The sequence below is a fragment of the Epilithonimonas hominis genome, from assembly GCF_003730015.1.
Lineage (GTDB): Bacteria > Bacteroidota > Bacteroidia > Flavobacteriales > Weeksellaceae > Epilithonimonas > Epilithonimonas hominis.
Genome location: NZ_RJTU01000071.1, coordinates 24617 through 50273 on the forward strand (window position 1 = coordinate 24617; position 25657 = coordinate 50273).

The window sequence follows — 25657 nt, forward strand, 5'->3', positions numbered from 1 at the left end:
TTAGTAGGAATTGATTTTGAAATCTAAATTATTGTGTGTATTTTTGCGGTCGAATTTTGAACAACGGAGGAGAACTTTGACTGATTGCAACCTCAATAAAAAATGCTAAAACAGATTTTTCTCTTTTAGTTCCTTTTGCAATCCGTATTTTTCAGCCTCAAAAATTAAAAATATAAAAGGAATAATATGTCTTATTTATTTACGTCCGAATCAGTTTCAGAAGGACACCCGGATAAAATTGCCGATCAGATTTCCGATGCGCTTATCGATCATTTTTTGGCTTATGACAAAAATTCAAAGGTGGCTTGCGAAACTTTAGTTACCACAGGTCAGGTTGTTCTGGCTGGTGAAGTAAAATCAGAAGCTTATCTAGATGTACAGCATATAGCGAGAGATGTCATCAACAAAATTGGATACACGAAAAGTGAATATATGTTTAATGGTGATTCTTGTGGTGTGATTTCAGCAATCCATGAGCAGTCTCCGGACATCAATCAAGGTGTAGACAGAACCTTGGATGAAACGGACTTCGAAGCCAGAGCCAATGCTCAAGGCGCAGGAGATCAAGGGATGATGTTTGGTTACGCCACCAATGAAACTGAAAATTATATGCCTTTGGCTTTGGATCTTGCGCATCAAATTCTAAAAGAATTGGCAGATCTTCGACGAGAAGGAAATGCAATTCCCTACCTACGCCCAGATGCGAAATCTCAAGTAACAATCGAGTATTCTGATGATCATAAACCAGTAAGAATTGACAGTATTGTTGTTTCTACGCAACACGATGATTTTGGTAGCGAAGAAGCAATGTTAGCTAAAATTAAAAAAGATATTATCGAGATTTTAATTCCTAAAGTTAAGGCTAAACAGAAGCCGGAAATTCAGGAATTGTTCAACGGTGATATCAAATATCATATCAACCCAACTGGAAAATTCGTAATCGGTGGCCCTCACGGAGATACAGGTCTTACAGGTAGAAAAATCATTGTAGATACTTACGGTGGAAAAGGTGCTCACGGAGGTGGTGCTTTCTCTGGAAAAGATCCTTCCAAAGTTGACAGAAGTGCAGCATACGCAACAAGACATATCGCTAAAAATCTGGTTGCAGCTGGTGTTGCAGATGAGGTTTTGGTTCAGGTTTCTTATGCGATTGGTGTGGCAGAGCCTTGTGGTCTTTACATCAACACTTATGGAACATCCAAACTGGACATCAACGATGGGGAATTGGCAAAAAGAGTTCAGAAATTATTTGACCTAAGACCTTACGCCGTAGAAAAAAATCTTAAACTCAGAAATCCTATCTATTTAGAAACAGCCGCTTATGGTCATATGGGTAAGGATTATTACGTAGCAGATAAAACCTTCAACAAAGGACATAAAAATGAGTTGACATTGAAAGATCTTGAGTTCTTCACTTGGGAGAAGCTGGATCGTGTAGACGATGTCAAAAAAGAATTCGGATTGTAAAAAATCCAAACTTTAGAAATCTTGAAACTGCTTTATTTTTTTGAATAAAGCAGTTTTTTTATTTTCTCGTCCATTCGAGCATCACTTTTGCTATTTTTGTGAACAATTAAAATTAATCAATGAAATCATTTATATATTCTGCCCTTCTTTTTTTTAGCTTTTGTGCCGTTGCAAAGTCACAAGTTACAATGCACAAGTTAGTTACTGCCGGCTACACCTACCAAAATTCCAGTTTTGGAGAAGTGGGTGGTAAATTGCTTTTTCTCAGTAATGATGATGTGGTCTTCCGGACAGGATTATCTGCCTTGATGGGCTCTGTGAATCACAAGTTCGCTATAATGCCTAAAATTCAGGCTGATTTTCTTTTCAACTTTGAAAGAAATGTGGATTTGTATCATTCCTACTATTTCGTAGCTGGCGCAGAAGCGACCAATAAATATATTGCGCCAAAGGTAGGTTTCAGTCTTTTCGGAATTGTAGATCTGATGGGAGGTTATGGTTTTTCTCTGGACAAAAGCGGAATCAATGGAAAAGAACTGAAAGGGTTTAATATCAATTTCACAATAAATATCCCGATTGTCGCTATTAATGATTTAACTAAATAGTTTTTTCTGAATCAAATTAAACAAAAACGAAAGTTTAACAATTCATTAACGTTTTGTTTGGACTTTTTTATTATTTTTACAAACCTAAATTTTGCGTATAGAAAAAATCTACTCTTAAAAAATAATAACTGAGCCCTGTCAAACCAGTCACAAAAGTATCTGAGTTGATAGTTGGGTTCAAAAAGTAAGAGTAAAGTTATGAAAACGCAAACGGACAGCAACCTGATTTTCCAATATCAGAATGGCGATGAGAAGGCCCTTTCTACATTAATAAACCGACACAAAAAAGACCTGTTCACATTCATTTACTACAAATTGATGGATGAAGATCTGGCAAATGACATCTTCCAGGATACATTTATAAAAGTTATCGTTACGCTAAAAGAAGGCAGATATAAAGAAGAGAATAAATTTATTCTCTGGGCAAAGAGGATTGCTCATAATTTGATTATAGATCACTTCCGTCTTCAGTCTAAGAATAAAAAAATTTCTGAAACCTCTTTTGAAAATGAAGAATTTTCTATTTTTGATATTATCAAGGAACCAGATGGTAATATAGAAGACTTGCTGATAGAGAATCAAATTAATAACGATCTGCTAAAAATGCTAGTTTTGCTGCCGGAAAACCAGCAAGAAGTAATTAAACTAAGATATTTTGATGGGTTAAGTTTCAAAGAAATAGCGGATCACACGGAGACGAGCATCAACACAACACTTGGCCGAGTGAGATATGCGCTTATCAACCTTAGAAAAATCATGGAGGAGCATAAAATAATTTTAACAAAATAATATAATAAAGATTTTTTTTTGGCGTTATTGTTGTAAAGTTTTTGCCTATGAAAAAAAACGACACTTTAGCAAAAAAAGCTTTGACACCAAAAAAAGAAACAATTGATTTTCTGCTGTCGTATTCCAAAAATCTTCAGCCAATAAAAACTAAATTAAAGAAAACGATTTTAGTTTCTAAAAACTAGAATTTATTTTTAGATTAAATAATTGATTTTATGACGGAGCTTTCCTACGTGGATAAAAAATTTAATTAGATTTGTGCCTTATGAAAAATATAAGGCACATTTTTTTTGACCTGGACAATACATTGTGGGATCACCGCAAGAATGCATACCTCACCATCAGAGATTTATTTTCAAAACAGCAAATAGCAGAACAATATCAGATCGATTTTGAGGAGTTTCATTCCACATATCATATCATTAACGAAAGACTTTGGGAGCAGATCCGAGACGGAGATATTGATAAAAATTATCTTAGGAAACACCGTTTCTATGATACATTCTTAAAGTTTGGAGTAGATGATGCAACGCTTGCTGATTATTTTGAACACCATTTCCTAGACGAAATTCTGAAATATAATGAACTGGTAGATGGCGCTTTAGAGGTTCTTAATTATCTAAAAGGTAAACACTACAAAATGCACATTATTTCCAATGGCTTCCAGGAAGTAACGGAAAGGAAATGCATCTTGTCCGGAATTGGCGATTTTTTTGAAACGATTACCAGTGCAGATTCTGTCAATATCAGAAAACCAAGACCGGAAATTTTCGAGTATTCTTTGACTCTTGCAAAAGCAGATAAATCTGAAAGTATCTTGATAGGCGATGATTGGATAGCCGATGTGAAAGGTGCTCAGAACTTTGGAATCGAGGTGATTTTTTTTGATGTTTTAGATGAAAATCCACAGGAAGAAGGATTAAAATTTATCAAAAACCTGTCTGAACTGAAAGAGTATCTATAAAAAAATTCCTCTTCAATTTTTTGAAGAGGAATTTTAATTTTCTAAGGTGAGATTTTAAATTCCCAAGCTTTCTCTCACTCTTTTAATGGTCTGATTTGCGATGACTCTTGTTTTTTCTGCACCCTCTTGGAGTTTTGCTTCCAGTTCGTCCAGATTATTCATATAATAGGTGAATGTTTCTCTTTCTTTTGCAAACTTGATAAGAATCAGCTCCAATAATTCTTTTTTGGCATGGCCGTAGCCATAATTTCCGGCAAGATATTTCGCTCTTAGTTCTTCAGTCTGTTCCGGCGTTGCGATGAGTTGATAGATCGCAAATATTTTATCAGTATCCGGATTTTTTGGCTCTTCAAGCGGTGTAGAATCCGTTTCAATAGACATTACCTGTTTTTTTAGATCTTTCTCCGGAAGAAAAATATTGATAATGTTGCCTCTGGACTTTGACATTTTCTGGCCGTCTATTCCGGGAACGTATTTGGTGTTTTCTTCCAGTTCAGCTTTTGGCAAAACAAAAACTTCGCCCATTTGGTTATTGAATCTTGAAGCCACATCTCTTGCAATTTCCAGATGTTGAAGCTGGTCTTTGCCCACCGGAACAATCTCCGCATCATAAAGTAAAATGTCGGCAGCCATCAGAATCGGATATGTAAACAATCCGGCGTTCACATCCTGCAGACGGTCTGCTTTATCTTTGAACGAATGCGCTAAAGTCAACCTTTGGTAAGGAAAAAAGCAGGAAAGATGCCAAGATAACTCGCAGGTTTCCGGGATGTCGCTCTGCCTGTAGAAAAAGGTTTTTTCCGTGTCCAGTCCGCACGCAAGCCATGCTGCAGCAATCTCGTAGGTATTTTGTTTCAACTCCTTTGCATCTTTAATCTGAGTTAATGAATGCAGATTGGCAATGAATAAAAAAGATTCGTTTTCTGCTTTTTTTGATAATTCGATTGCGGGTATAATCGCTCCCAAAAGGTTTCCGAGATGCGGTGTTCCGGTGGCTTGTATTCCGGTCAGGATTCTAGACATTTAGATTTTAGATTTTAGATTTTAGATTTTAGATTTTCTAAAATTCAGTACACAAAAATAGGAAAGATATAATGTTTAACAAAGTATTGGCTTGTCTGATTTCAGTCTTCATTTAGACCACTGAGATTTTGCTTTGGCAAGATGTTCCCGAAAATTTATTAATTCCCGAAACAAAAGTGGTTTTTACTTTCGAAGCGTAGAGGCAGAATATGAAATGAGTGTATCATTTGCCGTTACAATGGAATAATTGGCAAAAAACATAAAAAGAAATCCTGCCACTATAAGTAACAGGAATATTTGATTAAATTTTAAATAATTTCATCTATATCTTTCATTTCAAATAGTTTTAAAAATCCAAGCCGTTCGGAAAGGCTTTTTTACGGAAAATATATAAAAACAATGCGCCAAGCGTTATAGAACTATCTGCAACGTTGAAAATATATTTGAAAAACTCAATTCTGTTGCCGCCCAAAATAGGAATCCAATCTGGCCAGGTTGTATCAACCAAAGGGAAATGTAACATATCTACAACACAGCCTTTCATCAAATCCGAATAGCCGTGCCCGAAAGCTGTGAGTTTTGAAATGCCATCGTAGCCTATCCAATTACCAGATTCTGCATCGTAGGAAGTTCCGCTATCGAAAATAACACCGTAGAAAATTCCGTCAAAAACATTGCCTATCGCTCCTGCGAAAATCATTGCCATTGGAATCAGAAGATAATTTGAAGCTCCTTCTTTTATCCATTTTTTGAATAATACAATCATTCCAATTGCCAAAGCTACTCTCAAAATAATTAAAGCATATTTTCCCCAAAGTCCACCGAAATGAAGTCCGTATGCCATTCCTGGATTTTCTACAAAGGTTAGCTTAAACCAGTTCAGTCCAAATACATTGATGCTCTCACCAAGAAAAAAATGTGTCTTGACGTAGATTTTGGAAAACTGATCTATTAATAGGATAATAAAAGTGATAAGGATAATTTTTTTCATTACAATCCTTTAGGTTTATTAGGTTTTGGGGATTTTTTCTCGTTTCTGTCGTTGATTTTTTTAACAGTTTTCTGGTTATGAAAGTGATTTCTGGTGTGAAATTTTTCAAACTCGATGCCCATTTCCTTCAGTACACTTTTCAGTGCTGTTAGTTCCATAGAGTTATTCGGATGTACAATGATAGATTCCATTTTGTCTTATTAATTATTTTTCTGAGCGAAAAAATTTTTGCAAATGTAACTCATTTCTTAGATAACTTATTCAGTCTTTGTCGTTCTTTTTCTGTGAGGTCAGCAAGTCCGTTTTCGCCTATTTTACTAAGTAAATGATCAATTTCGTCTTGCCGTTCTTTTCTCTTGGCATTAAACGCATCATCAATGGTGTAATATTTTTCTTCCTTTTGGAATATGTTTTTTACAGATTGATTTCTGCTGACAAAATAAATGATAACAACAGTTACAGGCAAAATAATAACTAAAAACATCATTTGTAATAATAAAAAAGTCCCAATTTCCAATCTTTAGAATCAGAAATTCGGACTTTATTTTTTAATAGTGAGTAATTTATCTCTGCATATTTTTTGCTTCAATGCTTAGTGTAGCGTGTGGAACGGCTTGCAATCGTTCTTTAGGGATTAATTTTCCCGTAACTCTGCAAACACCGTAAGTTTTATTTTCAATACGGATCAGTGCATGTTTTAGATCGCGCAAAAACTTTTCTTGTCTAGACGCCAGTATGGCATTTTGCTCCTTGCTCAGCGTTTCCGCACCCTCCTCAAAAGCTTTGAACGTAGGGGATGTGTCATCAGTTCCGTTATTCTGATTATTGATAAAATTCTCTTTAATCAGGCCGAGATCATTCTCTGCTTTTGCAATTTTATCCTGAATTAATTTTTTAAATTCCTGAAGTTCAGCGTCACTATATCTTAGTTTTTCGTCTGCCATTTCCATCTAGTTATTAATTGTTCAAATTTTAATTTAATTTGCGATGCGCCATCGCAAGATTTTCAGTCGACAAGAATAAAGATAAAATTCGAAAAATAATCCGCTTGATACTTCAATTCATAAATCCTTAATAAAAAAGTAATATGAACTATATTTTTTCAATTTCAATACGGAATTTTACTTCATCAATCTCTATTTCTTCAAATTTTGAAAGTGAATTTACAAATTCTATTTTATCCGACAATACTTCTGACGAAATATATATTTGATTGTTAATAAATTCTTTTTTGAAAGGGCAAGATTCTTCTAATCGGATAGAAATTCTGTCTGTTAGTTCGAAATTTTTATCTTTTCTCAGATTCTGAATTCTGTTTATCAATTCTCTTGCGATCCCTTCAGCTTTCAACTCTTCCGTCAGTGTCAAATCTAATGCCACAGTCGTTTTGCCTTCGCTAGCCACAGTCCATCCTGGGATATCTTTGGTGGATATCTCTACATCTTCAACCGTGATTTCGTAACCGGAAACGTCTGCTTTTCCTGTTTTTTCAAGATCTGCAATTTGTTCTGTAGTGAAACTAGAAATTGCTCCGGCAACAGTTTTCATATCCTTTCCTAATCTCGCACCTAAGGTTTTGAAATTCGGTTTAATTTGTTTAATAATTAAATGAGAAGCTTCTTCCGCATTGATTAGCTGCAATTCTTTAACATTCACTTCTTGTTTTATTAATTCTGCAACTGCCAAAATCTGCTCTTCAGTTTTCTTATCTAAGACAGGAATCAACACTTTTTGAAGCGGCTGACGAACCTTCACATTTTCCTTCTTTCTAAGAGAGAAAACCATACTTGTGATGGTTTGAGCCAAATGCGTTTTTTCTACCAAATCTGTATCAATCAGACTTTCATCTGCCACAGGGAAATCTGTTAAGTGAATAGAATTTACAGAATCTTTTCCGGTCACTTTATTCAAATCCTGGAACAGCTGATCCATAAAGAAAGGTGCAATGGGTGCAGAAAGTTTCGCAACCGTTTCCAGACATGTGTATAAAGTTTGGTAGGCAGAGATTTTATCATCGCTGTAATCGCCTTTCCAGAAACGTCTTCTGCACAGTCTTACGTACCAGTTGGATAGATTGTCATTCACAAAAGTGCTGATTTCTCTCGCCACTCTCGTGGGTTCATAATCTTCGTATAATGCTTTGACGTCTTTGATTAAAAGATTCAGTTCAGATAAAATCCAACGGTCAATTTCCGGTCTGTCTTCAACTTCTTTTTCAGCATAATTAAATCCGTCAACATTGGCATATAAAGCGAAAAAAGAGTAGGTGTTATAAAGTGTTCCGAAGAATTTTCTGCGCACTTCATCAATACCCTCAATGTCAAATTTCAGGTTTTCCCAAGGATTCGCATTGGAAATCATATACCAGCGTGTCGCATCTGGTCCGTAAGTGGAAATGGTTTCAAAAGGATCAATCGTATTGCCTTTGGATTTTGACATTTTAACGCCATTTTTATCCAAAACAAGTCCGTTGCTCATTACATTTTTATAAGCTACAGAATCAAAAACTGTTGTTGCAATGGCGTGAAGCGTATAAAACCAGCCACGCGTCTGATCTACGCCTTCTGCGATGAAATCTGCTGGGAAAGCTTTATTGTTGTCAATTAGCTCTTTGTTTTCAAACGGATAATGCAATTGCGCATAAGGCATCGCTCCGGAATCAAACCAAACATCTATCAGATCGCTTTCACGCTTCATTGGTTTTCCTGATTCGGAAATCAGCGTAATCTGATCGACAATATTTTTGTGAAGATCTACTTTTGCGTAGTTTTCTTCGGACATATTTCCAATTTCGAAATCTTTGAACGGATTTTCTTTCTGGAAACCGGCTTCAATGGATTTTTCTATTGCGTTGTATAATTCCTCTATAGAACCAATGATTACTTCCTCTTTCTTATCTTCCGTTCTCCAGATTGGCAACGGAATTCCCCAATATCTTGAGCGGGAAAGATTCCAGTCGTTGGCGTTTTTCAGCCAATTCCCGAAACGGCCTTCACCTGTGGATTTTGGTTTCCAGTTGATGGTTTCGTTCAAGTCGAACATTCTGTCTTTTACGTCAGTTACTTTGATGAACCAAGAATCTAATGGGTAATATAACAAGGGCTCATCGGTTCTCCAGCTATGTGGATAGCTGTGAACATATTTTTCAACTTTGAAGGCTTTGTTTTCTTTTCTTAGTTTAAGAGCTATTCTCTCATCTACAGAAAGATAGACTTTTAAATCTGCGATAATTGATTTTAAATTTTCTTTCTGAATATTGAATTCTGTTGCTTTTTCTTCATCATTGAGATATTCAGACTTCACGTATTCGTTCGCAAAACCATAGATTTCATCATTAACAACAGATAAGAATCGACCTTGCAAATCTACCAAAGGAACTGGATTTCCGTTCTCGTCCAAAACCAGCATTGGCGGAACTTCCGGGGAAGCTTCTTTTGCCACTTTCGCATCATCTGCACCAAAAGTTGGCGCGGTGTGCACGATTCCTGTTCCGTCTTCCGTTGTTACGAAATCTCCAGAAATTACTCTAAACGCATTTTCCGGATTTTGGTAAGGTTTTGCGTAATCTAAAAGTTGCTCATATTTAATCCCAACCAAATCAGCACCTTTGAATTCTGCTAAAATCTGATAAGGAATAGTTTTTTTCTCGGAAGTATAATTGGCGAAATCTTCATCGCTTCCTTCTACATATTTCTTTCCGAACTGCTTTCCTGTCAAAGCTTTTGCCAAAACAATATTAATCGGTTCAAATGTATATTGATTGAAAGTCTTGACTAAAACATAATCGATTTTTGGCCCAACAGTCAAAGCCGTGTTTGATGGCAAAGTCCAAGGCGTCGTAGTCCAAGCCAGGAAATGAACATCGCCAAAACCTTGTAAAAATGACGGCAAAGTTTCCGGCAAGGTTTTGAATTGCGCGACAACAGTCGTGTCGGTGACATCACGGTAGGCGCCAGGCTGATTCACTTCGTGTGAAGATAATCCCGTTCCCGCTTTCGGAGAATATGGCTGGATAGTGTAGCCTTTGTAAATCAGACCTTTATTATAAATCTGTTTCAATAGCCACCAAACCGACTCCATATATTTTGGTTTGTAGGTGATGTACGGATTTTCCATATCTACCCAATAGCCAATTTTCTCGGTCATATCGTTCCAGACATCGGTGTAGCGCATCACGGCGTTTCGACAAGCTTCGTTGTATTCTTCGATGCTGATTTTTTTGCCGATGTCTTCTTTGGTAATTCCCAATTCTTTCTCAACGCCCAATTCCACAGGAAGTCCGTGTGTATCCCAACCTGCTTTTCTGAAAACCTGTTTTCCGTTTTGGGTCTGGTATCTGCAGAAAATATCCTTAATCGCTCTTGCCATAACGTGGTGAATTCCCGGCATTCCGTTGGCGGAAGGCGGTCCTTCGTAAAAAACAAACTCCGGTTGTCCTTGGCGGATTTCCACGGATTTTTTGAAAGTGTCATTGTTTTTCCAGAATTCTGCAATGGTTTTAGCAGTTTCGGTAAGATTCAGGTTTTTGTATTCTGCGAACTTATTCATTATCAACGTCTAAAAATCGTGTTCTTTATTTATTAAGTCTGCGAATTTAGTGAAAAAAGTAGATATTTATAGTCATCACTCTTGTAATTTTATAGTAAAACTCAACAATATATATAAGGTATAGACAGTAGAAATGAGTTTTGCAGAAATTGATAATAAAAAAACTCCTACTTTTGCAAAAATTTTTCTAGGATGTCAAAAAATTTAGTCATCGTCGAGTCTCCGGCAAAAGCAAAAACGATTCAGAAGTATTTAGGTAAGGATTATGAGGTCAAATCCAGCTTTGGACATATCCGTGATCTGCCTAAAAAAGGGATGGGAATCGACTTGTCGAATTTCACACCCGACTATGAAGTGTCTGCCGATAAAAAGAAACTCGTGACCGAGCTGAAGGCCGCAGTAAAAAAATCAGAAATGGTTTGGCTGGCGTCCGATGAAGACCGCGAAGGTGAAGCGATTGCGTGGCATCTTGCTGAAGAATTAAAATTGAAGCCTGAAAACCGAAAAAGAATTGTTTTCCACGAAATTACAAAAAATGCCATTCTAAAAGCGATTGAAAATCCGAGAGATATTGATCAGAATTTGGTAAACGCTCAGCAGGCGAGGAGAGTTCTGGACAGGATCGTTGGTTTCGAGATGTCGCCCGTGCTGTGGAAAAAAGTGAAGACAGGATTGTCTGCGGGAAGAGTGCAGTCTGTGGCAGTAAGATTGATTGTAGAGAGAGAGAAAGAAATCCGTGAATTTGTACCGAAACCAAGCTTCAAAGTAGAAGGGGTTTTTCTGAATGATGGAAAGCAGGAAATTGCGGCCAAACTTAAAAAAGATTTTGAGAAGGAATCAGATGCAGAGACTTTTCTGCAGCAAGCTCAAACCACAGAATTCAAAGTTCTGAATGTAGAAACCAGACCGGGAACCAGAACCGCTTCGGCTCCATTTACAACATCTACATTGCAACAGGAAGCATCTTCCAGACTAGGATATAATGTTACCACTACTATGCGACTGGCGCAGCGACTTTACGAGGAAGGATTCATTACCTATATGAGAACGGATTCCGTGAATCTTTCTCAGGAAGCGATTAATGGTGCGAAAGCTCAGATTCTTTCAGAATACGGCGAAAATTATTCTAAGCCAAGAAATTATACAACAAAATCATCGTCTGCACAGGAAGCACACGAGGCCATTCGCCCGACAGATTTTTCGGTGAAAACCGTAGGCGATGCGCAGCTAAACAAGCTGTATCAATTGATCTATAGAAGAACGCTTGCTTCCCAGATGGAGAATGCGAAAATAGAGAAAACGGTGATAGAAATCGGGAATCCAAAAATACCTCAGCATTTTGAAGCGCAGGGAGAGGTGATTATTTTCGATGGTTTCCTGAAAGCTTATGGCATCGTAAAAACAGAAGATGATGATGATGAAAGCAACGAAAAGCTATTACCAAAAGTAAAAGTGGGAGAAATCCTAGATTATAAAACCATCACTGCAACAGAAAAATTCACAAAACCCGCTGCAAGATTTACCGAAGCAGGATTGGTGAAGAAATTGGAAGAACTGGGAATCGGACGTCCATCTACGTATGCACCCACAATCCAGACGATCCAAAACCGTGAGTATGTAGATAAGAGAGAAATAGAGCCGCAGACAAGAGAGATCGTTAAGATGACATTGGGCAAATCTGGTGTGAAGAAAGAAGTTCTCGAAGAGAAGTTTGGCGGAGATAAGAATAAATTTGTTCCAACGGACATTGGCGAAGTAGTAAATGACTTCTTAACCGATAATTTTGCTGAGATTCTGGACTACGGCTTCACTGCAAGAGTGGAAGAAGGCTTTGACGAGATTGCCAATGGCGACCAGAAGTGGAAGGAAATGATTACGGATTTCTACTCCAAGTTCCACCCGAGAATTGAAGATGTGGAAGAAAATGCTGATAGGGCAACCGGCGAAAGAATCCTGGGTGTAGATCCGAAAAGCGGTAAGAATGTCCACGCTAGAATTGGAAGATTCGGGCCGATGATCCAGATTGGGGAGCAGGATGACGATGAAAAACCGACATTCGCTTCATTGATGGCCAACCAAAATATAGCAACCATTACTTTGGAAGAAGCTTTGGAGCTATTCAAGCTGCCATTTGATCTTCAGGAGGTGGACGGTCAACCGGTTTCTGTGGGCGTGGGAAGATTTGGTCCTTATGTGAAATGGGGCGAAACGTATATCAGCATTCCTAAAGGCGAAGATCCGCTATCCGTGAATCAGGAAAGAGCGGAGGAACTCATCAACGAAAAGAAAAGAGCCGATGCGCCAATTGCCACTTATAAAGGCGAGCCTGTAACGAAAGGAACAGGAAGATTCGGACCGTTTATCAAATACAAGAGTATCTTTGTCAATGTGCCAAAGCGATATGACTTCGATAATCTTTCCCAGAGCGACATCAATGAACTGATTGATGCGAAGCTGGATAAAGAGGCTAACCGTTACATTCAGCAGTGGGAAAAAGAAAAAATCGCCATAGAGAATGGTCGTTGGGGTCCATTTATCAAATTTGGAAAGGCGAATTTTAAGATCCCGAAAAAGGCAGACGATACTAAATATGAAGCCGAAGAGCTGAAAGAGATCTCTCTAGATGAAGTGAAGAAATGGATCACCGAACAGGATCCGAAAGCTTTTGCCGAGAAAAAAAAACCTGCCGCTAAGAAAGCAACTACCGCGAAAAAGCCTGCTGCGAAAAAAGCGCCAGCGAAAAAGAAGTAAAATTTTACGGATAAAAAAAGTTAACCCTTTTAGCGTTTTCAACTCTGAAAGGGTTTTTTATTTTGTGATCAGCAGTTTTGTAAATATTTGCTCAAAGTCGGGAGACTTTGCGCAGCTTCCGTTTTAGTCTGCCTTTTGGATTTCAAGCAGTTCTCTGTCATAATCGAAAGTTCCAACAGATTTATCTACGATATTACCTCCAAAAGCATTTTTCCGGCATAAAGAATTGTTTAAAATTATCCGTTCACAAATCCATAACGAATAAAAAAACTCCCACAGCTTCCGTTCAACAGGAGTTTATCTCAGCATTTTTATTTTTTATTTTATTTCGATGATTTTTCAATTCATTGTTGGCTCTTCGAGCCCAACGAAACTCTGGTTATAAGCTGAAATATTTTTTAGATTTCTTCAAAATATTCTTTCAAATTCAAATTAGACCTTCCGTAGCTAACAATCTTAATATTTAAAGGTACATTTTTAAATTTTTCAATTGCTTTTTGCAAGGATTCTAAAATCCAATATTCTTCGTTCCCAAAAACTCCACCTCCAACTAAAGTTAAATAAACCAAATCTGAGTTGTTCTTTTCCATGTTTAACATCCCGGCGTACAGAGTTGCCTCGTATAATGCTTCAAGAATAATCCTGGCAAAATATTCCCAATAAAATGATTCTATCTGACTATATCCAACCGGTAAAGCAGAACAATATATTTGAGATACTTTTTGTTTTACTTCGGATAATGTAACTTCAGTTTGCCACTGTATTCCAACTTTAAGTTTTCCTTTTAATCTTTCTCTTTCATTATTATTGAGTTGAGCAATTTTTTTATTAATGGTTAAAAGTCCATTTTGAGAAAGCAGAGCATATCCATTTTTCATTTTCCACAAATTTAGATTTTCATTATCTAATTCTTTTCCAATGAGTTCTAAACAATCAATTTGGTGCTCTTCAGTTTGTCCATTTTGTCCATTTATTTCCACAAAATAATTTCTGTAAATTGTTCCTGCTCCACAAGACATTGCACAGATTGGACCTTGAGTTCTATCAAATTCATATCTGTCAATTCCCATTTCTGGAGTTATATTTGGATTTATCATTTCAAGTAAATTAAATTGAGAAGCAACTTGAAATAATGCATTTTCATTTTCAGGTTGATTATGTAGATTTTTTACATCTGCTACAATCTCACTTACACGAATTTTACCATTGTAGTTATTAATTTGAGGGTTTTGATTTCTTAATTCTTCCAAGCTCGGAATTTCTAACTTCCCAAAAGTGAATTTTTTAGAATTCGCCAATGAAATAAAATAATCATTTTCAACAATTAATTTACTTTTTACATTTTCTGGAGACTCCTCTTGAAATCCTGTTAAATCTTTGAACCACATTTTTTTTAATTTTTAAGTCTACGCTTCGACGCTAAGTGCAGTTGCGTCTGAAGAATGCGAAGTTACTTAAAAAATGTATATTTACATTGCAGACAATGAAGCAATTGCGTCTTAGCTGCTGTTGGTTTCAGTGCTGGCTTTATAGTTAAATGCTTTTCGAAATAGGTTTGCAAACTTTATAACCTTATAGCTCTTAAGTTTTTTTGGTAAATTTTTTGAACTCAAAACATATCAGTAATTTTAAGTTTAACAGAATAAATGTAACACTGGAATATATGAGTAGAGGATTTGTGAAAGAAGGTGATCAGGAGGAACTCCCGATGATTCCGCCCCGTGCCGATTTGCCACCAGGTACGGTAAACTTCGTTACGGAGTTCGGATACGCTCAGTTACTCGCAGAACGTGATGAAATGATTCACGAGCGCGAAAACACCTTGATTTCGGACGAGAATGAAAATCGAATTGCCGTCAATTTAATCAATGCGAAATTGCAATTGTTACTCGATCGAATTGCGTCTGCGAAAATTGTTAATCTTGCCAAACAACCAAAAAATATTGTGAGGTTCGGTGCTGAAGTATTTTTTAAAGTTGACTCTGATCCCACAATCCAGCACTATCAAATCGTGGGCGTAGATGAGGCCAATGTTGCGGAAGGAAAAATAGCGTTTACCTCTCCGATTGCGAAAATCTTTATGGACAGAAAGGTAGGCGATCGAGTGACATTGAAATTGGGAAAAGCGGAAAAGCAATTTGAAATTGTGTCGATAAAATACTGATCGGATTATAAAGTGTCTGACTGTTGATTTGAACTTGGTCGATGATCGCATTGTTGCTAACGGAAAAAGTATTGCTGAAGTGTGGGGTAAATTTAACTGAAAGTTCAATTTCGAACAACCGGAGCAGATGCTTTTTCGGATTGTCTAAATTAATAATACAACGATATGAAAAGCAGCGGCGGCTAAAGGAAACGAATGGTGGTTTATATATTCAACCTCGCCTTTTGCAAATAAATTATTAGGCGTAGTTTTTATTTGAAGAGCTCTTTTATTTCAATTTGTGAAAATTGAGCAAGATTCATCCATCCTATAAGTCTCCCAATTGGTGTCAATCTATAGTGTCCAACATACTTTGTCTCAGCTAATTCAATAAGTTCTATAATATTCGTCAAATTATTTTTTCTACAGTAATCTTTAATAGTTTCATAGTTCTTCCCTTTTATTTCTTCATACTCATTAATAAGGGCTGGAATAATTTCCACATAAACAAATCCCATTGGTTCTAGAACGCGTTTTAAGGAAAGATATTGAATTTCACTTATGGTTATTTCTTTAACTGCTGTAATTGAATTTAGTGTAGGTTTTATATTAATATTTATGTAGTCTAATGGATTGTTTGGCATTTTCGCCTCATGAATCAAAATTTTTAAACTTAAATAATCAATATGAATTTTATTAAGAGAGGGTATAACTGAAAGCGCTTCTGAAGAAATTAATTCAATTATTTCTGGACAATCCTTTGATATTGAAGTACAAAGAATTTCAGATAGTAATTTATAATTACTTTTAGCACCTCTCTTTGCAGCATTTACAGTCATTGCTTGCATTTCAAATTGTAAAGAAGGCTAATACAAATTATATCTATTGCGCTTATCCTGAAATATAGAAAGATAAACGCAGTTTTAATAAAAAAGTTTTTGTCAGGAGAACTTGTGGCTCTTGCATATACATTTACGAAAACATCTGCAACCAAAAAAATTAACGGGCAATCTAAAGTTTTATTAATATTTTTGATGCCTAAACCAAGAAAACACATTCTGCATGGAACATAATCGACTTTGGATAGATTTAAAAGGCTTTCCATGGCTGCCGTTTTTTGTGTCGATAGCCATTTGGATTTTGCTGGCAAGCGCTAATTTTTACTATCAGAGCCAGGGTGGTTATACTGGGACAGGCATCCTTTTCCCGATTTCCGTGATCTATCCCAACCAGTTTCTCTGGAGCGGTTTCGTGTGTGCGTTTTTGTTTCTGGCTTTGGGTGTGCTGGGTTTCCTATATGCACAGAAAATTAATGTTTTTTTTCTTTTTCTGGTAGCTATTGGATTGGTGTTGTTAGGAAATCTGAGTCAGGGTAATTTTGATATTTCTTTTCTGCAACCGTTTTATCTAAAAGGACGGCAATATTATACCGATGCACTAAACATTACGGATAGCAGTGTTTGGCTAAGGGATTTTGCCGACAATCTGGATCAGTTCCAGATGCATACCAAGACCCACCCGCCATTTGTTACGCTTTTGCATTTTTGGATTCTGAATCTCTCGAATATCGAAACGTTGGCAATTGTTTTTTTTGCTATTGGATGTTTGTCTTTTCCGTTGTTTTATAAGATTTTAGTTTATCTCGATTTTGAAGAGACCAGAAGGAAGTGGATGTTGCTTTTGTTTGCCGTGATTCCTTCCGTTAATATCTATCTTTTGGTGTCTATAGATGCATTAGTCCTTACCTCAACGTTATTATTCCTGTTAGGAATGGCGCGGATATATCAACAGCATAAGATAGATTCGGCTTCTTTCTTCCTCATCACGATCGGTTTGATCCTGACTAATCTTTTGACATTCTCAGGTCTTTTTCTGTTTGCGTTGCTGGGCTTTGTCAGTTTATACTTTTTAGTGAAGGGACAATGGAGTTTCGTTTGGCTTAGCCTTATGAGTGCCATCATTTTCGTGATGACATTTGTGTTGATTTATGCCACGACAGGTTATAACCAGCTGGAGACCTTTTTACTGGCATCACACTCAGAAAACCCGGATGGATTCCGGTTATTCCATCAGCCATTGGTTTATCTGATGACCAGGCTGGAAGATATCTGCGAAATATTCCTGTTTCTGTCCTTCGGTTTTTTGGCGGTTTTCTTCTCTAAAAAAGAAGGAACGGAAGTCTTTGAAGATAATTATATCAATATTCTGTTTTTTTCTGCCGTTGCCTCACTGTCTGCAATGCTTTTGACTGGTGCTTACGGAACCGGCGAAACCGCCAGGGCTTGTCTTTTTATGGTGCCGTATTTTCTGATATTGCTCAAAAATATAGATTCCGGACAATTTAGATGCCTGTTTTTTCTGTGCCTGCTGCAGACGTTCGGGATGCAGATGATTGGGAATTATTACTGGTAAAATCAAAAGCTATGCTGAATAATTTAACAGGGCTGAGGTTTTATACAGCCATTTGGGTGTTTCTTTATCATTTTTGTGTCTACACTGGTGGATTGGATAATTTTTTTGTGAGAAAAGGCTATCTCGGTGTTGATATATTTTTTGTGTTAAGTGGATTTATTCTCACTTATGCTTATTATAAAAGTTTTTTTGTGGAAAAGGTTAGCTGGAAAAAATACCATAATTTTATCCTGAAACGTTTTGCCAAAATCTATCCGCTTCAGATCCTTACATTTTTCATTGTCGGAATACTTCTGCTGACGGGGAAATATATATTTCATCAGAAGGATTTAATTATCCGCCCGGATCACATTATCTCAAACCTGTTGATGATCCACGCCTGGAATATTAATGATGCCCTGAGCTGGAATACTCATTCCTGGAGCTTGTCGGATGAGTGGTTTGCTTATCTCTTCTTGTTTATTACAGCCGTTTTTGTCATCAAAGTCAATAAATTATGGGGCAGAATTGCATTGGGCGCTGTTGTTTTGTTTTTTATTGTAAAGTGGTTCCGTATTGAAAATTTTGATCTTAATGAGTATACTTATAATGGCCTGGAAAGAATAGTCCCGGAGTTTTTTCTGGGAATTTCTGTGGGATTGCTCAGGTACGATTTTCAGCTTTCTAAAAGAGCTGCAAGCTCAGTTTTCGTTGTTGGTTGTCTGATGTTTCTTATTCTTGCTTTTTTAGATTACAAAGTAGATGCGTTTTGTATGATCGCATTCGCAACAATTATTTATGCTCTGTCATTCAAAACATATTTTGACAGCATGTTTGACACTAAAACTATGGTTTATCTGGGTAATATCTCCTTTGCATTTTATATGTTCCAACTTACGGCGTTTTATCTTTTCAAACCTTTCCAGGCATATATAGCGGGACAGAACCTGTCTGGATATATTGTGGTGCCATTAGAATTGCTGTTGCTGGTTATGATTAATCTAGCTCTGGCATCTCTGTCTTTTCGATATTTTGAAGAGCCTGCAAGAATATATCTGGTGGAGCGCTTTAAAAAAGAATAAAGTTTTCTTTGAAATAAGAATTATATTTGAACTGTTTAATAAAATATTAAAACGATATACCTGGCGTATTAATGACATTTTTACATCCTGTTTTTACCATAGTTTTTGTATTTCTTATCTTCTACAGCTTGGTGGAGGTTAATAGAGGAGACAATAACAAAACGCCTAAGTTTATCTTCTGGACTATTGGCGCATATATGATTGTAGCAGTGGGTTACAGAAAATATGTTGGTGCAGATTATCCAGTCTATGAGGGGATGTATAACCAATATTTCCCAACGGTAGATTTTGGAATATTGTTCGATAAAATGTTGTTTCGTGAGTCCAAAGTAGATGTAGAATGGATGTATGGGATGCTTAATAAGTTGGTTTTTCTTACGGGTGTCCCTTTCAAAGACTTTACGCTCATTAGCGCGATTATTACTATCTCAGGTAAACTGTATGTATATTACAAAAACAGTCAATATCCTGTTTTTTCTGTATTGCTGTTCCTTATTCCAGCATATTTTATAGCAGATAGTGGTCACATGCGACAAGCATTGGGAATGACATTTTGTATGCTGTCGTTTCAATTTATCAAGGAACGAAAAATTTGGTGGTATCTACTGTGTGTTTATATCGCATTCGGATTTCATAAATCTACGATTGTCTTTCTGCCAGCATATTGGCTAGCTATTATACCAATGAATTCCAGCCGGATATTCTATGCCATTCTGGCTTGTATTATTTTATCCCCGTTTCAGATTTACAATGCATTTTCTAGTTTTCTAGATACGCTCAATGTTCAGGATGTCTCTAATGGATATAATGGATATATCAATTATGAATCTTCCGGATCTAGCTTTATGGACGGACTGATGTTGGTTTTCAGCTTTTTGCTGGTTACTTTTGATAAGGCAACCTGCCAAAAAATTTACTATTATGAATATATGCGGAATATTCTAGTAACGGGAATCTGCCTCTATTTCATCATGCGCAGTAATCCTGTTTTTTCCACCAGACTCGTTGGTTCATATCTGGGATTTGCACCACTTGTCGTTCCGAATATCGTTGCTGCAATGGATAATAAAAACACCAAAAAAATGACCCATCTTTTTTTTGTAGCATTTATGATTTTCTACTATTTCGTATTTGCTAAATATCAGGGTAACGCAGGTAGATTCACACCGGACAAATACCAGAATTTCTTGTGGAGCAATTAATGTTTTGAAAATAATGAAAAAATATACACAACTTTTTCTCGTAATTGTTGTTCTTGCAGCGTTGGTTTTTTACAATATTCAGACTGTGTGTGCTTTTGCAGGGCGATATATTTATCCTTTGGATGATGCTTATATCCATCTTTCAATGGCTCGCAATTTTGCAGAATTTCAAACTTGGGGAATCACACAGTATGAATTTTCTTCTACTACATCATCTCCACTTTTTACATTTCTTCTGGCTCTACTAATCAAAATATTTGGTAACTGGGAATATATCCCTTTGGTTACAAACAGTATTGCAGGCGTTGCGCTCATCTTGGTATTCAATAAATATCTGAAACCGTTCTCGGTAATCACAAGATTTGTTTTCTTAGTGGCACTAATTGTCCTGATGCCTTTGCATCTGATGATAATGACCGGAATGGAGCATGTTTTTCACTCGCTCGCCATGGTTTTAGTTCTTTTAGCTTTTCGGAAATATCTGGAGGATAAAAGCCCGAGACATTTTTCCAATCTGGCTTTGTTTTCTATTATTGCAACAGGATTCCGTTACGAAAGCCTTTTTTTTATTTTCTTTATCTGCGTGTATCTTTTTTTTGTTAGAAAAGATTATGTTATTAGTATAGTTTTAGGTTTATTTGCGCTTTTGCCGGTTTTCGTATATGGCTATATCTCACTAGATCACGGATCATTTTTCCTCCCGAATTCTCTGATTCTTAAAGGTAACACGAACGACGGAATCGCAGGTTTTATAACAAGAGTTGCAGGCAACGCGTACCGCGGAATTTCTGTTTTGATACTGGTGCTGATTCTGATAACACAGATTTTCAGAAACTTTCAAACGCTCAAACATTCCGGCTATCAATCTGTAAGAGTAGCTAAAAATGCTGTTCCTTTTGTAGTTATAGCGGGTTTTTTGGCTCACCTTTTATTTGCTAATTTTGGATGGCTGATTCGCTATGAAGCGTATTTGGTTGTTCTTGTTTTATTTGCAATTGCTCCTTTTGCAGATGGTGTTTTTCGGGAAAAAGCAGGAAATTCTGTTTTTAGATACTTAATGATCGGCTTGCTATTGATGACATTTTATATGCGGTTTATAACGATGATAAAATATCAGCCAATAGCCTCCAAAAACATTTTTGACCAGCAGATTCAGCTTGCGGATTTTGTCCATCAGTATTACCCCGAGTCCAGAATTATTGCAAACGATATCGGAGCTATTACTTATTATAACAATATTCAGCTTCTTGATACGTACGGATTAGGAAGTATTGAGGTGGCGAGGTTAAGAAAGAACGATCACGGCAAGTTTGTGGACAATAAAAATCTTCAGACTTATATTGCCAAAACAGCAGAAAACAGAAATTTTGATATTGCTTTGGTTTTCGATGAATGGGTAAAAATGCCGGATTATTTTGTGAAAGTCGGAACGCTTAGCATTAATAATAATTATATCTGTGGAGGAACTACAGTTTCTTTCTATGCCGTGAAAAAAGAAAATGCAGATAAACTCAGGAAGCAATTATCAGATTTTTCTAAACAAACTCCAAAAGACGTTACAATAAAAATAGCATACTAATTATGAACTTTGAAGACTTTATCATTCCGCCAAAAAAAATCAGGGCCGAAAAATGGCAGATTGGGGACAAGATTATTAATGATATCAAGGAAGACGGTATTGTTCTGCTGTTTGTATCAGATTACAGAGGTGCAGATGGCGATGCCGAAAGTCAGGATTTTACAGGTGTAAGAAGAGAGTTTTACAAATTGTCACAATTGGATTTTGATATTCCGGTTATAGATCTTGGCGATTTGGTTTCTGGAAGAACAATTCATGATTCGCATTATATTTTGCAGGAAGTTCTGTCTGCTTGTCACTATAAAAATGCAATTCCAGTGATCGTAGGCGGTAGCAATGATCTGGCGTTTTCACTTTTCTCTGCGCTTAATTTTCATCAGAATAATATCAATTACACGCAGGTCAGTAATGTTGTTTCGCTGAAACAGGATGAGGAAATTCACGAGTCTAATTTCCTCAGCAAGATACTGGGTTCCAAAAATTTTTCTATAAAAAATTACCATCACCTCGGCTATCAGAAACATCTGAATGAAATGGATTCTGTGAGGCTTATCAGAGAAGTTCAGTTTGATATTATCCGCCTGGCAGAAATGATGAATTCTACAGAAAAAACCGAGCCTTATTTCCGGAAAGCAGATTTGGTTACCATTAATTGTGATGCTATCGAAAGTTTTGGAGAGCCATTTTCTATGAATCCGCAGGTTAATGGGCTGAACAGAAGAGAAATCTGTGCTTATATGAAGGAAATCGGGCTGAGTGAAAAACTGAAATCCGTTGGGATTTTCAATTATAATATTTATTCTGACTCCCAGCTCAATCATCAGTTGCTGGCTCAGATGATCTGGTATCTTATAGAAGGCATCAACATCCAGCGTTCTCACCCGAAGGAAAAATCCTACGAAACTTTTTATGTGCTGATTAATGACGAGAAGTATGCTTTTAAAAGAGAGGTTTTCAGTAATCTGTGGTATTTTGGTGAGGATGATAATATTGATAATTGCATCCCTTGCTCACGTTCGGATTTTGATGAAGCCAAAAAGGGTTTTTTGAATTCGAGGTTCACCAGAAGTTAACTCATGCAGCATCCAAGAACCAAAGTTTCTGTTATTGTTCCCGTTTATAACGTCGAGTTATACTTGGAGAAATGTCTATTGTCATTGGTTAATCAGACTTTGCAGGACATTGAAATAATCGTGGTGAATGATGGAAGCAGAGATCATTCTCAACAAATTATAGAAAAATTCCAGCAGGAGCATCCGCAAAAAATCTTTGCGTACACAAAAGAAAATGGCGGATTAAGTGATGCGCGAAATTTTGGTCTAGACCGTGCGAAGGGCAAGTATATCGGTTTTGTGGACAGTGATGATTATGTTTCCGAGACGATGTTTGAAGAGATGCTGAACATTGCCGAGAAACATCAGGCAGAAATAACACTATGTAATCTTCAGAAAGTAGATGAAAACGGGAATGTTACCCAACAGCTAACGCAGCTACCTGGTTTTCCGGAAAAAATCCTGCTGGAAAATAATATGTCCGTCTTTTCTGATATCTCTTATTTTGCCTGCAATAAGCTTTTCAGAAGAGAATTATTTAAGAACAGAAGATTCAGAAAAGGAATTCACTTTGAAGATATAGAGCTGATACCGCAGTTGGTTATGGATTCTAAAGTCATCGGCTTTACTCCGGCTTATCATTATCAATATCTAGAGAGATCACAATCTATCAGCAAAACACATACCTTGAAAGGATTAGATATTCTAAATGCTGTGAAAACAGTGAGCTTGAAATTTGATGAAAGCCGCTACCACAGTCATAAAAATGCTTTGAAAGGATTTCAGATTCTGGAAGGTGTGTACACATTTCTGGCGTATTTGGCATTTGTAAAAAATAAGGCAGATTTTTACAAAATGTCACGCATATTGGATGAGTTTATGAAAGACAATGATATAAATACGAAAGATATCTTGCAGTATAAGCGGTTTGGAAGGAATTATCTATTATCTTTGCCGTTAGGAAAAAAAGTTTATTACGTCCTTAGTATATTCAGGCTGAGGCGTATTGTCAGAATATTGACAATCAAAAAGTAACCTAGGCCAAGAACACAAAATGAATAACTTCGAAACTTTTTTGGAAAGCACGGGAATATCCTTCTTTTACTTCAAGCTGGTTTTGGGCTTTGTGTTTTCTTTTTTAATCACTTTTATTTCCATTCCTACAATTATTAAGATTTCCAGAAGAAAGAATCTGATGGATGAGCCTGGAGTCAGAAGTTCGCACTTGAGAAAAATCCCTAATCTCGGCGGCATAGCGATATTTTTTTCCCTGGGTGTTTGCGCTCCTATTTTTGCTTACGAATTGTTTGATCGCTATAAGTTTTTATTCGCATCATTTATCATTTTATTTTTTGTAGGAGTAATGGATGATATTATGGTTCTGAGGGCTTACAAAAAGCTACTTGCTCAGATACTTGTGTCGGCTTTGGTGGTAATAGGCTCAGATGTGCGCATCAGGAGTATTTTTGGACTGTTTGGAGTCTATGAGATTAATTATTATATAAGCATAGCTTTCAGTATTTTAACTTTCATTATTCTCATCAATGCTTTTAACCTGATAGATGGGATAGACGGACTGGCTGGTAGTTATACCATTGCAACCAGCATCCTTTTTGGCATCAGTTTCTTCAGGTTGGGGCCGGCTAATGATCCTTTGGTTATCCTTTGTGCAATACTTATTGCAGCATCATTGGGTTTCCTGATCTATAATCTGTCCAATAAAAGAAGTGCAAAAATTTTTATGGGCGATACGGGTTCTATGATTCTTGGATTTCTTCTTGCCTTCACAGGTATTTCATTTATAGAAATCTTTATTGCGAAAAGAGATGAGGTGTTCTATCACCTTCAGTCTGCGCCAGTTATAGCTGTAGCCATTCTTATATTACCGATTATTGATACGCTCACGGTTATTATTACCAGGATTTATCACGGTAAGTCTGTACTGTCTCCGGATAAAAATCACATTCATCACAAGTTACTGAATCTAGGTCTCACACATCGCAGATCTACAGCGTATATCATAGGTTATTATTTAATTATCATTGCTGTAGCTTATTCGCTTAGGCATATAAATGTCAATTATTTACTCATTATTATTTTGGTTATTGGTTTTTTAGGAGCCTATCTTCCTATTTTCTTACTGAGATTCAAAAACTAAAATATTATATTTTTGCAAAAAACTATTTGATGACAAAACAACATCTTTTTAATATCTTTCTATTGGTCTTCATCATTGGTATCTGTACTTCATGCATCAGCAGAAAGGACATCCAGTATCTCCAGCCTAGTGAGAGCTTAACTATCAATGAAGAGGGATTGGTTCCTTATAATGTTCCGGAATATAGAGTTACTAAAGGTGATATACTAAGCCTTAACGTCGTAACCACGCCAAAGGGTGATGCGGCTCAGTTTTACTCTTCTCTAAATGCATCTAGCAGTGGTGCTAATAATGGTGTAATGCAAAGCGGTGGAGCATCTGGCGGACAGTCCAGTGGCGGTTCTGGTGGACAGTCTGGTGGCAATGCAACATTTTATTTTAATGGACTAAAAGTAGATTCCAAAGGAGATGTCAATATCTTCGGAATTGGATACATCAAAGCCGAAGGTAGAACGCTGGAGGACATGACAAAAGAAATTCAGGAAAAGGTAAACGAAAATTTTCTCCAAGGAAAATCTGAGGTAAGGCTTAATCTGGACGGAATCCGTTATTATATCTTAGGCGATATGGAAACTGTGAATGTTACCGGTGAAAAAACAGCATACATGACGCAGCTTAATATTATGCAGGCAATCGCCATGAATGGAGGTCTGAACCGAACTGTCGATCGGAAAAATATAATGATACACAGGAAGTTTCCCGAAGGTATTAAAACGGCAAGACTTGATCTTACAAGAGAAGATGTGATGAACTCACCTTATTACTGGCTTCAAAATGGGGATATTATATATCTCAATACCAATGGTAAAAGTATCAATGGATTTGGAAAAGAACCGCTTCAGACACTCACAACAGGAGTTTCACTACTTACAACTGTGATGTCAGTTTATCTAATCCTAACGCGTCTCTAAT

The 25657-nt window shown here is 36.7% G+C and carries 22 protein-coding genes and 1 pseudogene; 15 read left to right on the forward strand and 8 right to left on the reverse strand.

Going from position 1 to position 25657, the window contains the following annotated elements:
* The first annotated feature begins 186 nt into the window (after positions 1-186).
* The 5 genes from metK (at position 187) to EGH73_RS11135 (ending at position 3825) form a co-directional block, all read left to right on the forward strand.
* Positions 187-1467 (forward strand): methionine adenosyltransferase, encoded by a 1281-nt coding sequence (metK, locus tag EGH73_RS11120; RefSeq protein WP_089770719.1) that lies wholly within the window; start codon positions 187-189, stop codon positions 1465-1467.
* 188 nt (positions 1468-1655) lie between these two features.
* Positions 1656-2072: a hypothetical protein gene (locus tag EGH73_RS11125; RefSeq protein ID WP_245985512.1), complete on the forward strand. Its 417-nt coding sequence runs from the start codon at positions 1656-1658 to the stop codon at positions 2070-2072.
* Between the two features lie 198 nt (positions 2073-2270).
* Entirely contained in the window at positions 2271-2861 is a 591-nt protein-coding gene (locus EGH73_RS11130; protein ID WP_123281893.1) for an RNA polymerase sigma factor, read from the forward strand.
* A gap of 47 nt (positions 2862-2908) precedes the next feature.
* Positions 2909-3046, forward strand: coding sequence for a hypothetical protein (locus EGH73_RS14030; RefSeq protein WP_184808101.1), 138 nt, complete (start codon positions 2909-2911; stop codon positions 3044-3046).
* A gap of 80 nt (positions 3047-3126) precedes the next feature.
* Positions 3127-3825: a YjjG family noncanonical pyrimidine nucleotidase gene (locus tag EGH73_RS11135; protein ID WP_123281894.1), complete on the forward strand. Its 699-nt coding sequence runs from the start codon at positions 3127-3129 to the stop codon at positions 3823-3825.
* Between the two features lie 54 nt (positions 3826-3879).
* Here EGH73_RS11135 and trpS read toward each other — a convergent pair whose 3' ends face one another.
* From trpS to ileS, 6 genes are all read right to left on the reverse strand, one after another.
* Positions 3880-4848 carry a tryptophan--tRNA ligase gene (gene trpS / locus EGH73_RS11140; RefSeq protein ID WP_123281895.1) on the reverse strand — a complete coding sequence of 323 codons (969 nt, stop codon included), beginning with the start codon at positions 4846-4848 and terminating at the stop codon, positions 3880-3882.
* 346 nt (positions 4849-5194) lie between these two features.
* Positions 5195-5839, reverse strand: coding sequence for a lipoprotein signal peptidase (locus EGH73_RS11145; protein WP_089770714.1), 645 nt, complete (start codon positions 5837-5839; stop codon positions 5195-5197).
* Entirely contained in the window at positions 5839-6030 is a 192-nt protein-coding gene (locus EGH73_RS11150; protein WP_123281896.1) for a DUF2683 family protein, read from the reverse strand. The genes EGH73_RS11145 and EGH73_RS11150 overlap by 1 nt, the downstream gene beginning before the upstream one ends.
* Positions 6031-6080: 50 nt before the next feature.
* A complete protein-coding gene (locus EGH73_RS11155; protein WP_123281897.1) occupies positions 6081-6326 on the reverse strand; it encodes a DUF6576 domain-containing protein in 246 nt (81 codons plus the stop codon).
* A 76-nt stretch (positions 6327-6402) separates the two neighbouring features.
* A complete protein-coding gene (locus tag EGH73_RS11160; RefSeq protein WP_089770723.1) occupies positions 6403-6783 on the reverse strand; it encodes a TraR/DksA family transcriptional regulator in 381 nt (126 codons plus the stop codon).
* A 148-nt stretch (positions 6784-6931) separates the two neighbouring features.
* Positions 6932-10387 carry an isoleucine--tRNA ligase gene (gene ileS / locus EGH73_RS11165; RefSeq protein WP_123281898.1) on the reverse strand — a complete coding sequence of 1152 codons (3456 nt, stop codon included), beginning with the start codon at positions 10385-10387 and terminating at the stop codon, positions 6932-6934.
* 192 nt (positions 10388-10579) lie between these two features.
* Here ileS and topA point away from each other — a divergent pair, with 192 nt between their 5' ends.
* On the forward strand, positions 10580-13138 hold the full coding sequence (topA, locus tag EGH73_RS11170; protein ID WP_123281899.1) for a type I DNA topoisomerase: 2559 nt from the start codon (positions 10580-10582) through the stop codon (positions 13136-13138).
* 398 nt (positions 13139-13536) lie between these two features.
* Here topA and EGH73_RS11175 read toward each other — a convergent pair whose 3' ends face one another.
* Positions 13537-14526 (reverse strand): hypothetical protein, encoded by a 990-nt coding sequence (locus EGH73_RS11175; protein ID WP_123281900.1) that lies wholly within the window; start codon positions 14524-14526, stop codon positions 13537-13539.
* Positions 14527-14801: 275 nt separating this feature from the next.
* Here EGH73_RS11175 and EGH73_RS11180 point away from each other — a divergent pair, with 275 nt between their 5' ends.
* Positions 14802-15302 (forward strand): GreA/GreB family elongation factor, encoded by a 501-nt coding sequence (locus tag EGH73_RS11180; protein ID WP_089770722.1) that lies wholly within the window; start codon positions 14802-14804, stop codon positions 15300-15302.
* A 251-nt stretch (positions 15303-15553) separates the two neighbouring features.
* On the opposite strand, the pseudogene EGH73_RS11190 reads toward EGH73_RS11180, so the two are convergent.
* Positions 15554-16135: pseudogene (locus EGH73_RS11190) on the reverse strand (LPO_1073/Vpar_1526 family protein); the annotation flags it as partial.
* Positions 16136-16343: 208 nt separating this feature from the next.
* On the opposite strand from EGH73_RS11190, the gene EGH73_RS11200 reads away from it, so the two are divergent.
* The 8 genes from EGH73_RS11200 to EGH73_RS11235 all read left to right on the forward strand — a co-directional run bounded on the left by EGH73_RS11200 (position 16344) and on the right by EGH73_RS11235 (position 25656).
* Positions 16344-17693 (forward strand): hypothetical protein, encoded by a 1350-nt coding sequence (locus tag EGH73_RS11200; protein WP_123281904.1) that lies wholly within the window; start codon positions 16344-16346, stop codon positions 17691-17693.
* The gene (locus EGH73_RS11205; RefSeq protein WP_123281905.1) at positions 17627-18754 is read left to right on the forward strand and encodes an acyltransferase family protein; all 1128 of its coding nucleotides are present in this window, start codon (positions 17627-17629) and stop codon (positions 18752-18754) included. Before EGH73_RS11200 ends, EGH73_RS11205 begins: the two co-directional genes overlap by 67 nt.
* Before the next feature lie 71 nt (positions 18755-18825).
* Positions 18826-19956 (forward strand): EpsG family protein, encoded by a 1131-nt coding sequence (locus EGH73_RS11210; protein ID WP_123281906.1) that lies wholly within the window; start codon positions 18826-18828, stop codon positions 19954-19956.
* A gap of 13 nt (positions 19957-19969) precedes the next feature.
* Positions 19970-21535 carry an EpsG family protein gene (locus EGH73_RS11215; RefSeq protein WP_123281907.1) on the forward strand — a complete coding sequence of 522 codons (1566 nt, stop codon included), beginning with the start codon at positions 19970-19972 and terminating at the stop codon, positions 21533-21535.
* Positions 21536-21537: 2 nt separating this feature from the next.
* Positions 21538-22608, forward strand: a complete 1071-nt coding sequence (locus EGH73_RS11220; protein WP_089770540.1) for a formimidoylglutamase — start codon at positions 21538-21540, stop codon at positions 22606-22608.
* A 3-nt stretch (positions 22609-22611) separates the two neighbouring features.
* Positions 22612-23622: a glycosyltransferase gene (locus tag EGH73_RS11225; RefSeq protein ID WP_123281908.1), complete on the forward strand. Its 1011-nt coding sequence runs from the start codon at positions 22612-22614 to the stop codon at positions 23620-23622.
* Between the two features lie 19 nt (positions 23623-23641).
* Positions 23642-24745 carry a glycosyltransferase family 4 protein gene (locus EGH73_RS11230; RefSeq protein WP_123281909.1) on the forward strand — a complete coding sequence of 368 codons (1104 nt, stop codon included), beginning with the start codon at positions 23642-23644 and terminating at the stop codon, positions 24743-24745.
* Positions 24746-24774: 29 nt separating this feature from the next.
* Positions 24775-25656 (forward strand): polysaccharide biosynthesis/export family protein, encoded by an 882-nt coding sequence (locus EGH73_RS11235; RefSeq protein ID WP_089770543.1) that lies wholly within the window; start codon positions 24775-24777, stop codon positions 25654-25656.
* The last annotated feature ends 1 nt before the right edge of the window (position 25657 follow it).

Excerpts from the sequence above, each read along its gene's own strand:
- EGH73_RS11205 (WP_123281905.1), top strand. The coding sequence starts at position 17,627 with ATGCCTGTTTTTTCTGTGCCTGCTGCAGACGTTCGGGATGCAGATGAT.
- EGH73_RS11215 (WP_123281907.1), top strand. The coding sequence starts at position 19,970 with ATGAAAAAATATACACAACTTTTTCTCGTAATTGTTGTTCTTGCAGCG.
- EGH73_RS11200 (WP_123281904.1), top strand. The coding sequence starts at position 16,344 with ATGGAACATAATCGACTTTGGATAGATTTAAAAGGCTTTCCATGGCTG.
- EGH73_RS11220 (WP_089770540.1), top strand. The coding sequence starts at position 21,538 with ATGAACTTTGAAGACTTTATCATTCCGCCAAAAAAAATCAGGGCCGAA.
- EGH73_RS11225 (WP_123281908.1), top strand. The coding sequence starts at position 22,612 with ATGCAGCATCCAAGAACCAAAGTTTCTGTTATTGTTCCCGTTTATAAC.
- EGH73_RS14030 (WP_184808101.1), top strand. The coding sequence starts at position 2,909 with ATGAAAAAAAACGACACTTTAGCAAAAAAAGCTTTGACACCAAAAAAA.
- EGH73_RS11130 (WP_123281893.1), top strand. The coding sequence starts at position 2,271 with ATGAAAACGCAAACGGACAGCAACCTGATTTTCCAATATCAGAATGGC.
- EGH73_RS11180 (WP_089770722.1), top strand. The coding sequence starts at position 14,802 with ATGAGTAGAGGATTTGTGAAAGAAGGTGATCAGGAGGAACTCCCGATG.
- metK (WP_089770719.1), top strand. The coding sequence starts at position 187 with ATGTCTTATTTATTTACGTCCGAATCAGTTTCAGAAGGACACCCGGAT.
- trpS (WP_123281895.1), bottom strand. The coding sequence starts at position 4,848 with ATGTCTAGAATCCTGACCGGAATACAAGCCACCGGAACACCGCATCTC.
- ileS (WP_123281898.1), bottom strand. The coding sequence starts at position 10,387 with ATGAATAAGTTCGCAGAATACAAAAACCTGAATCTTACCGAAACTGCT.
- topA (WP_123281899.1), top strand. The coding sequence starts at position 10,580 with ATGTCAAAAAATTTAGTCATCGTCGAGTCTCCGGCAAAAGCAAAAACG.
- EGH73_RS11150 (WP_123281896.1), bottom strand. The coding sequence starts at position 6,030 with ATGGAATCTATCATTGTACATCCGAATAACTCTATGGAACTAACAGCA.
- EGH73_RS11155 (WP_123281897.1), bottom strand. The coding sequence starts at position 6,326 with ATGATGTTTTTAGTTATTATTTTGCCTGTAACTGTTGTTATCATTTAT.
- EGH73_RS11145 (WP_089770714.1), bottom strand. The coding sequence starts at position 5,839 with ATGAAAAAAATTATCCTTATCACTTTTATTATCCTATTAATAGATCAG.
- EGH73_RS11160 (WP_089770723.1), bottom strand. The coding sequence starts at position 6,783 with ATGGCAGACGAAAAACTAAGATATAGTGACGCTGAACTTCAGGAATTT.
- EGH73_RS11210 (WP_123281906.1), top strand. The coding sequence starts at position 18,826 with ATGACATTTTTACATCCTGTTTTTACCATAGTTTTTGTATTTCTTATC.
- EGH73_RS11230 (WP_123281909.1), top strand. The coding sequence starts at position 23,642 with ATGAATAACTTCGAAACTTTTTTGGAAAGCACGGGAATATCCTTCTTT.
- EGH73_RS11175 (WP_123281900.1), bottom strand. The coding sequence starts at position 14,526 with ATGTGGTTCAAAGATTTAACAGGATTTCAAGAGGAGTCTCCAGAAAAT.
- EGH73_RS11125 (WP_245985512.1), top strand. The coding sequence starts at position 1,656 with ATGCACAAGTTAGTTACTGCCGGCTACACCTACCAAAATTCCAGTTTT.
- EGH73_RS11235 (WP_089770543.1), top strand. The coding sequence starts at position 24,775 with ATGACAAAACAACATCTTTTTAATATCTTTCTATTGGTCTTCATCATT.
- EGH73_RS11135 (WP_123281894.1), top strand. The coding sequence starts at position 3,127 with ATGAAAAATATAAGGCACATTTTTTTTGACCTGGACAATACATTGTGG.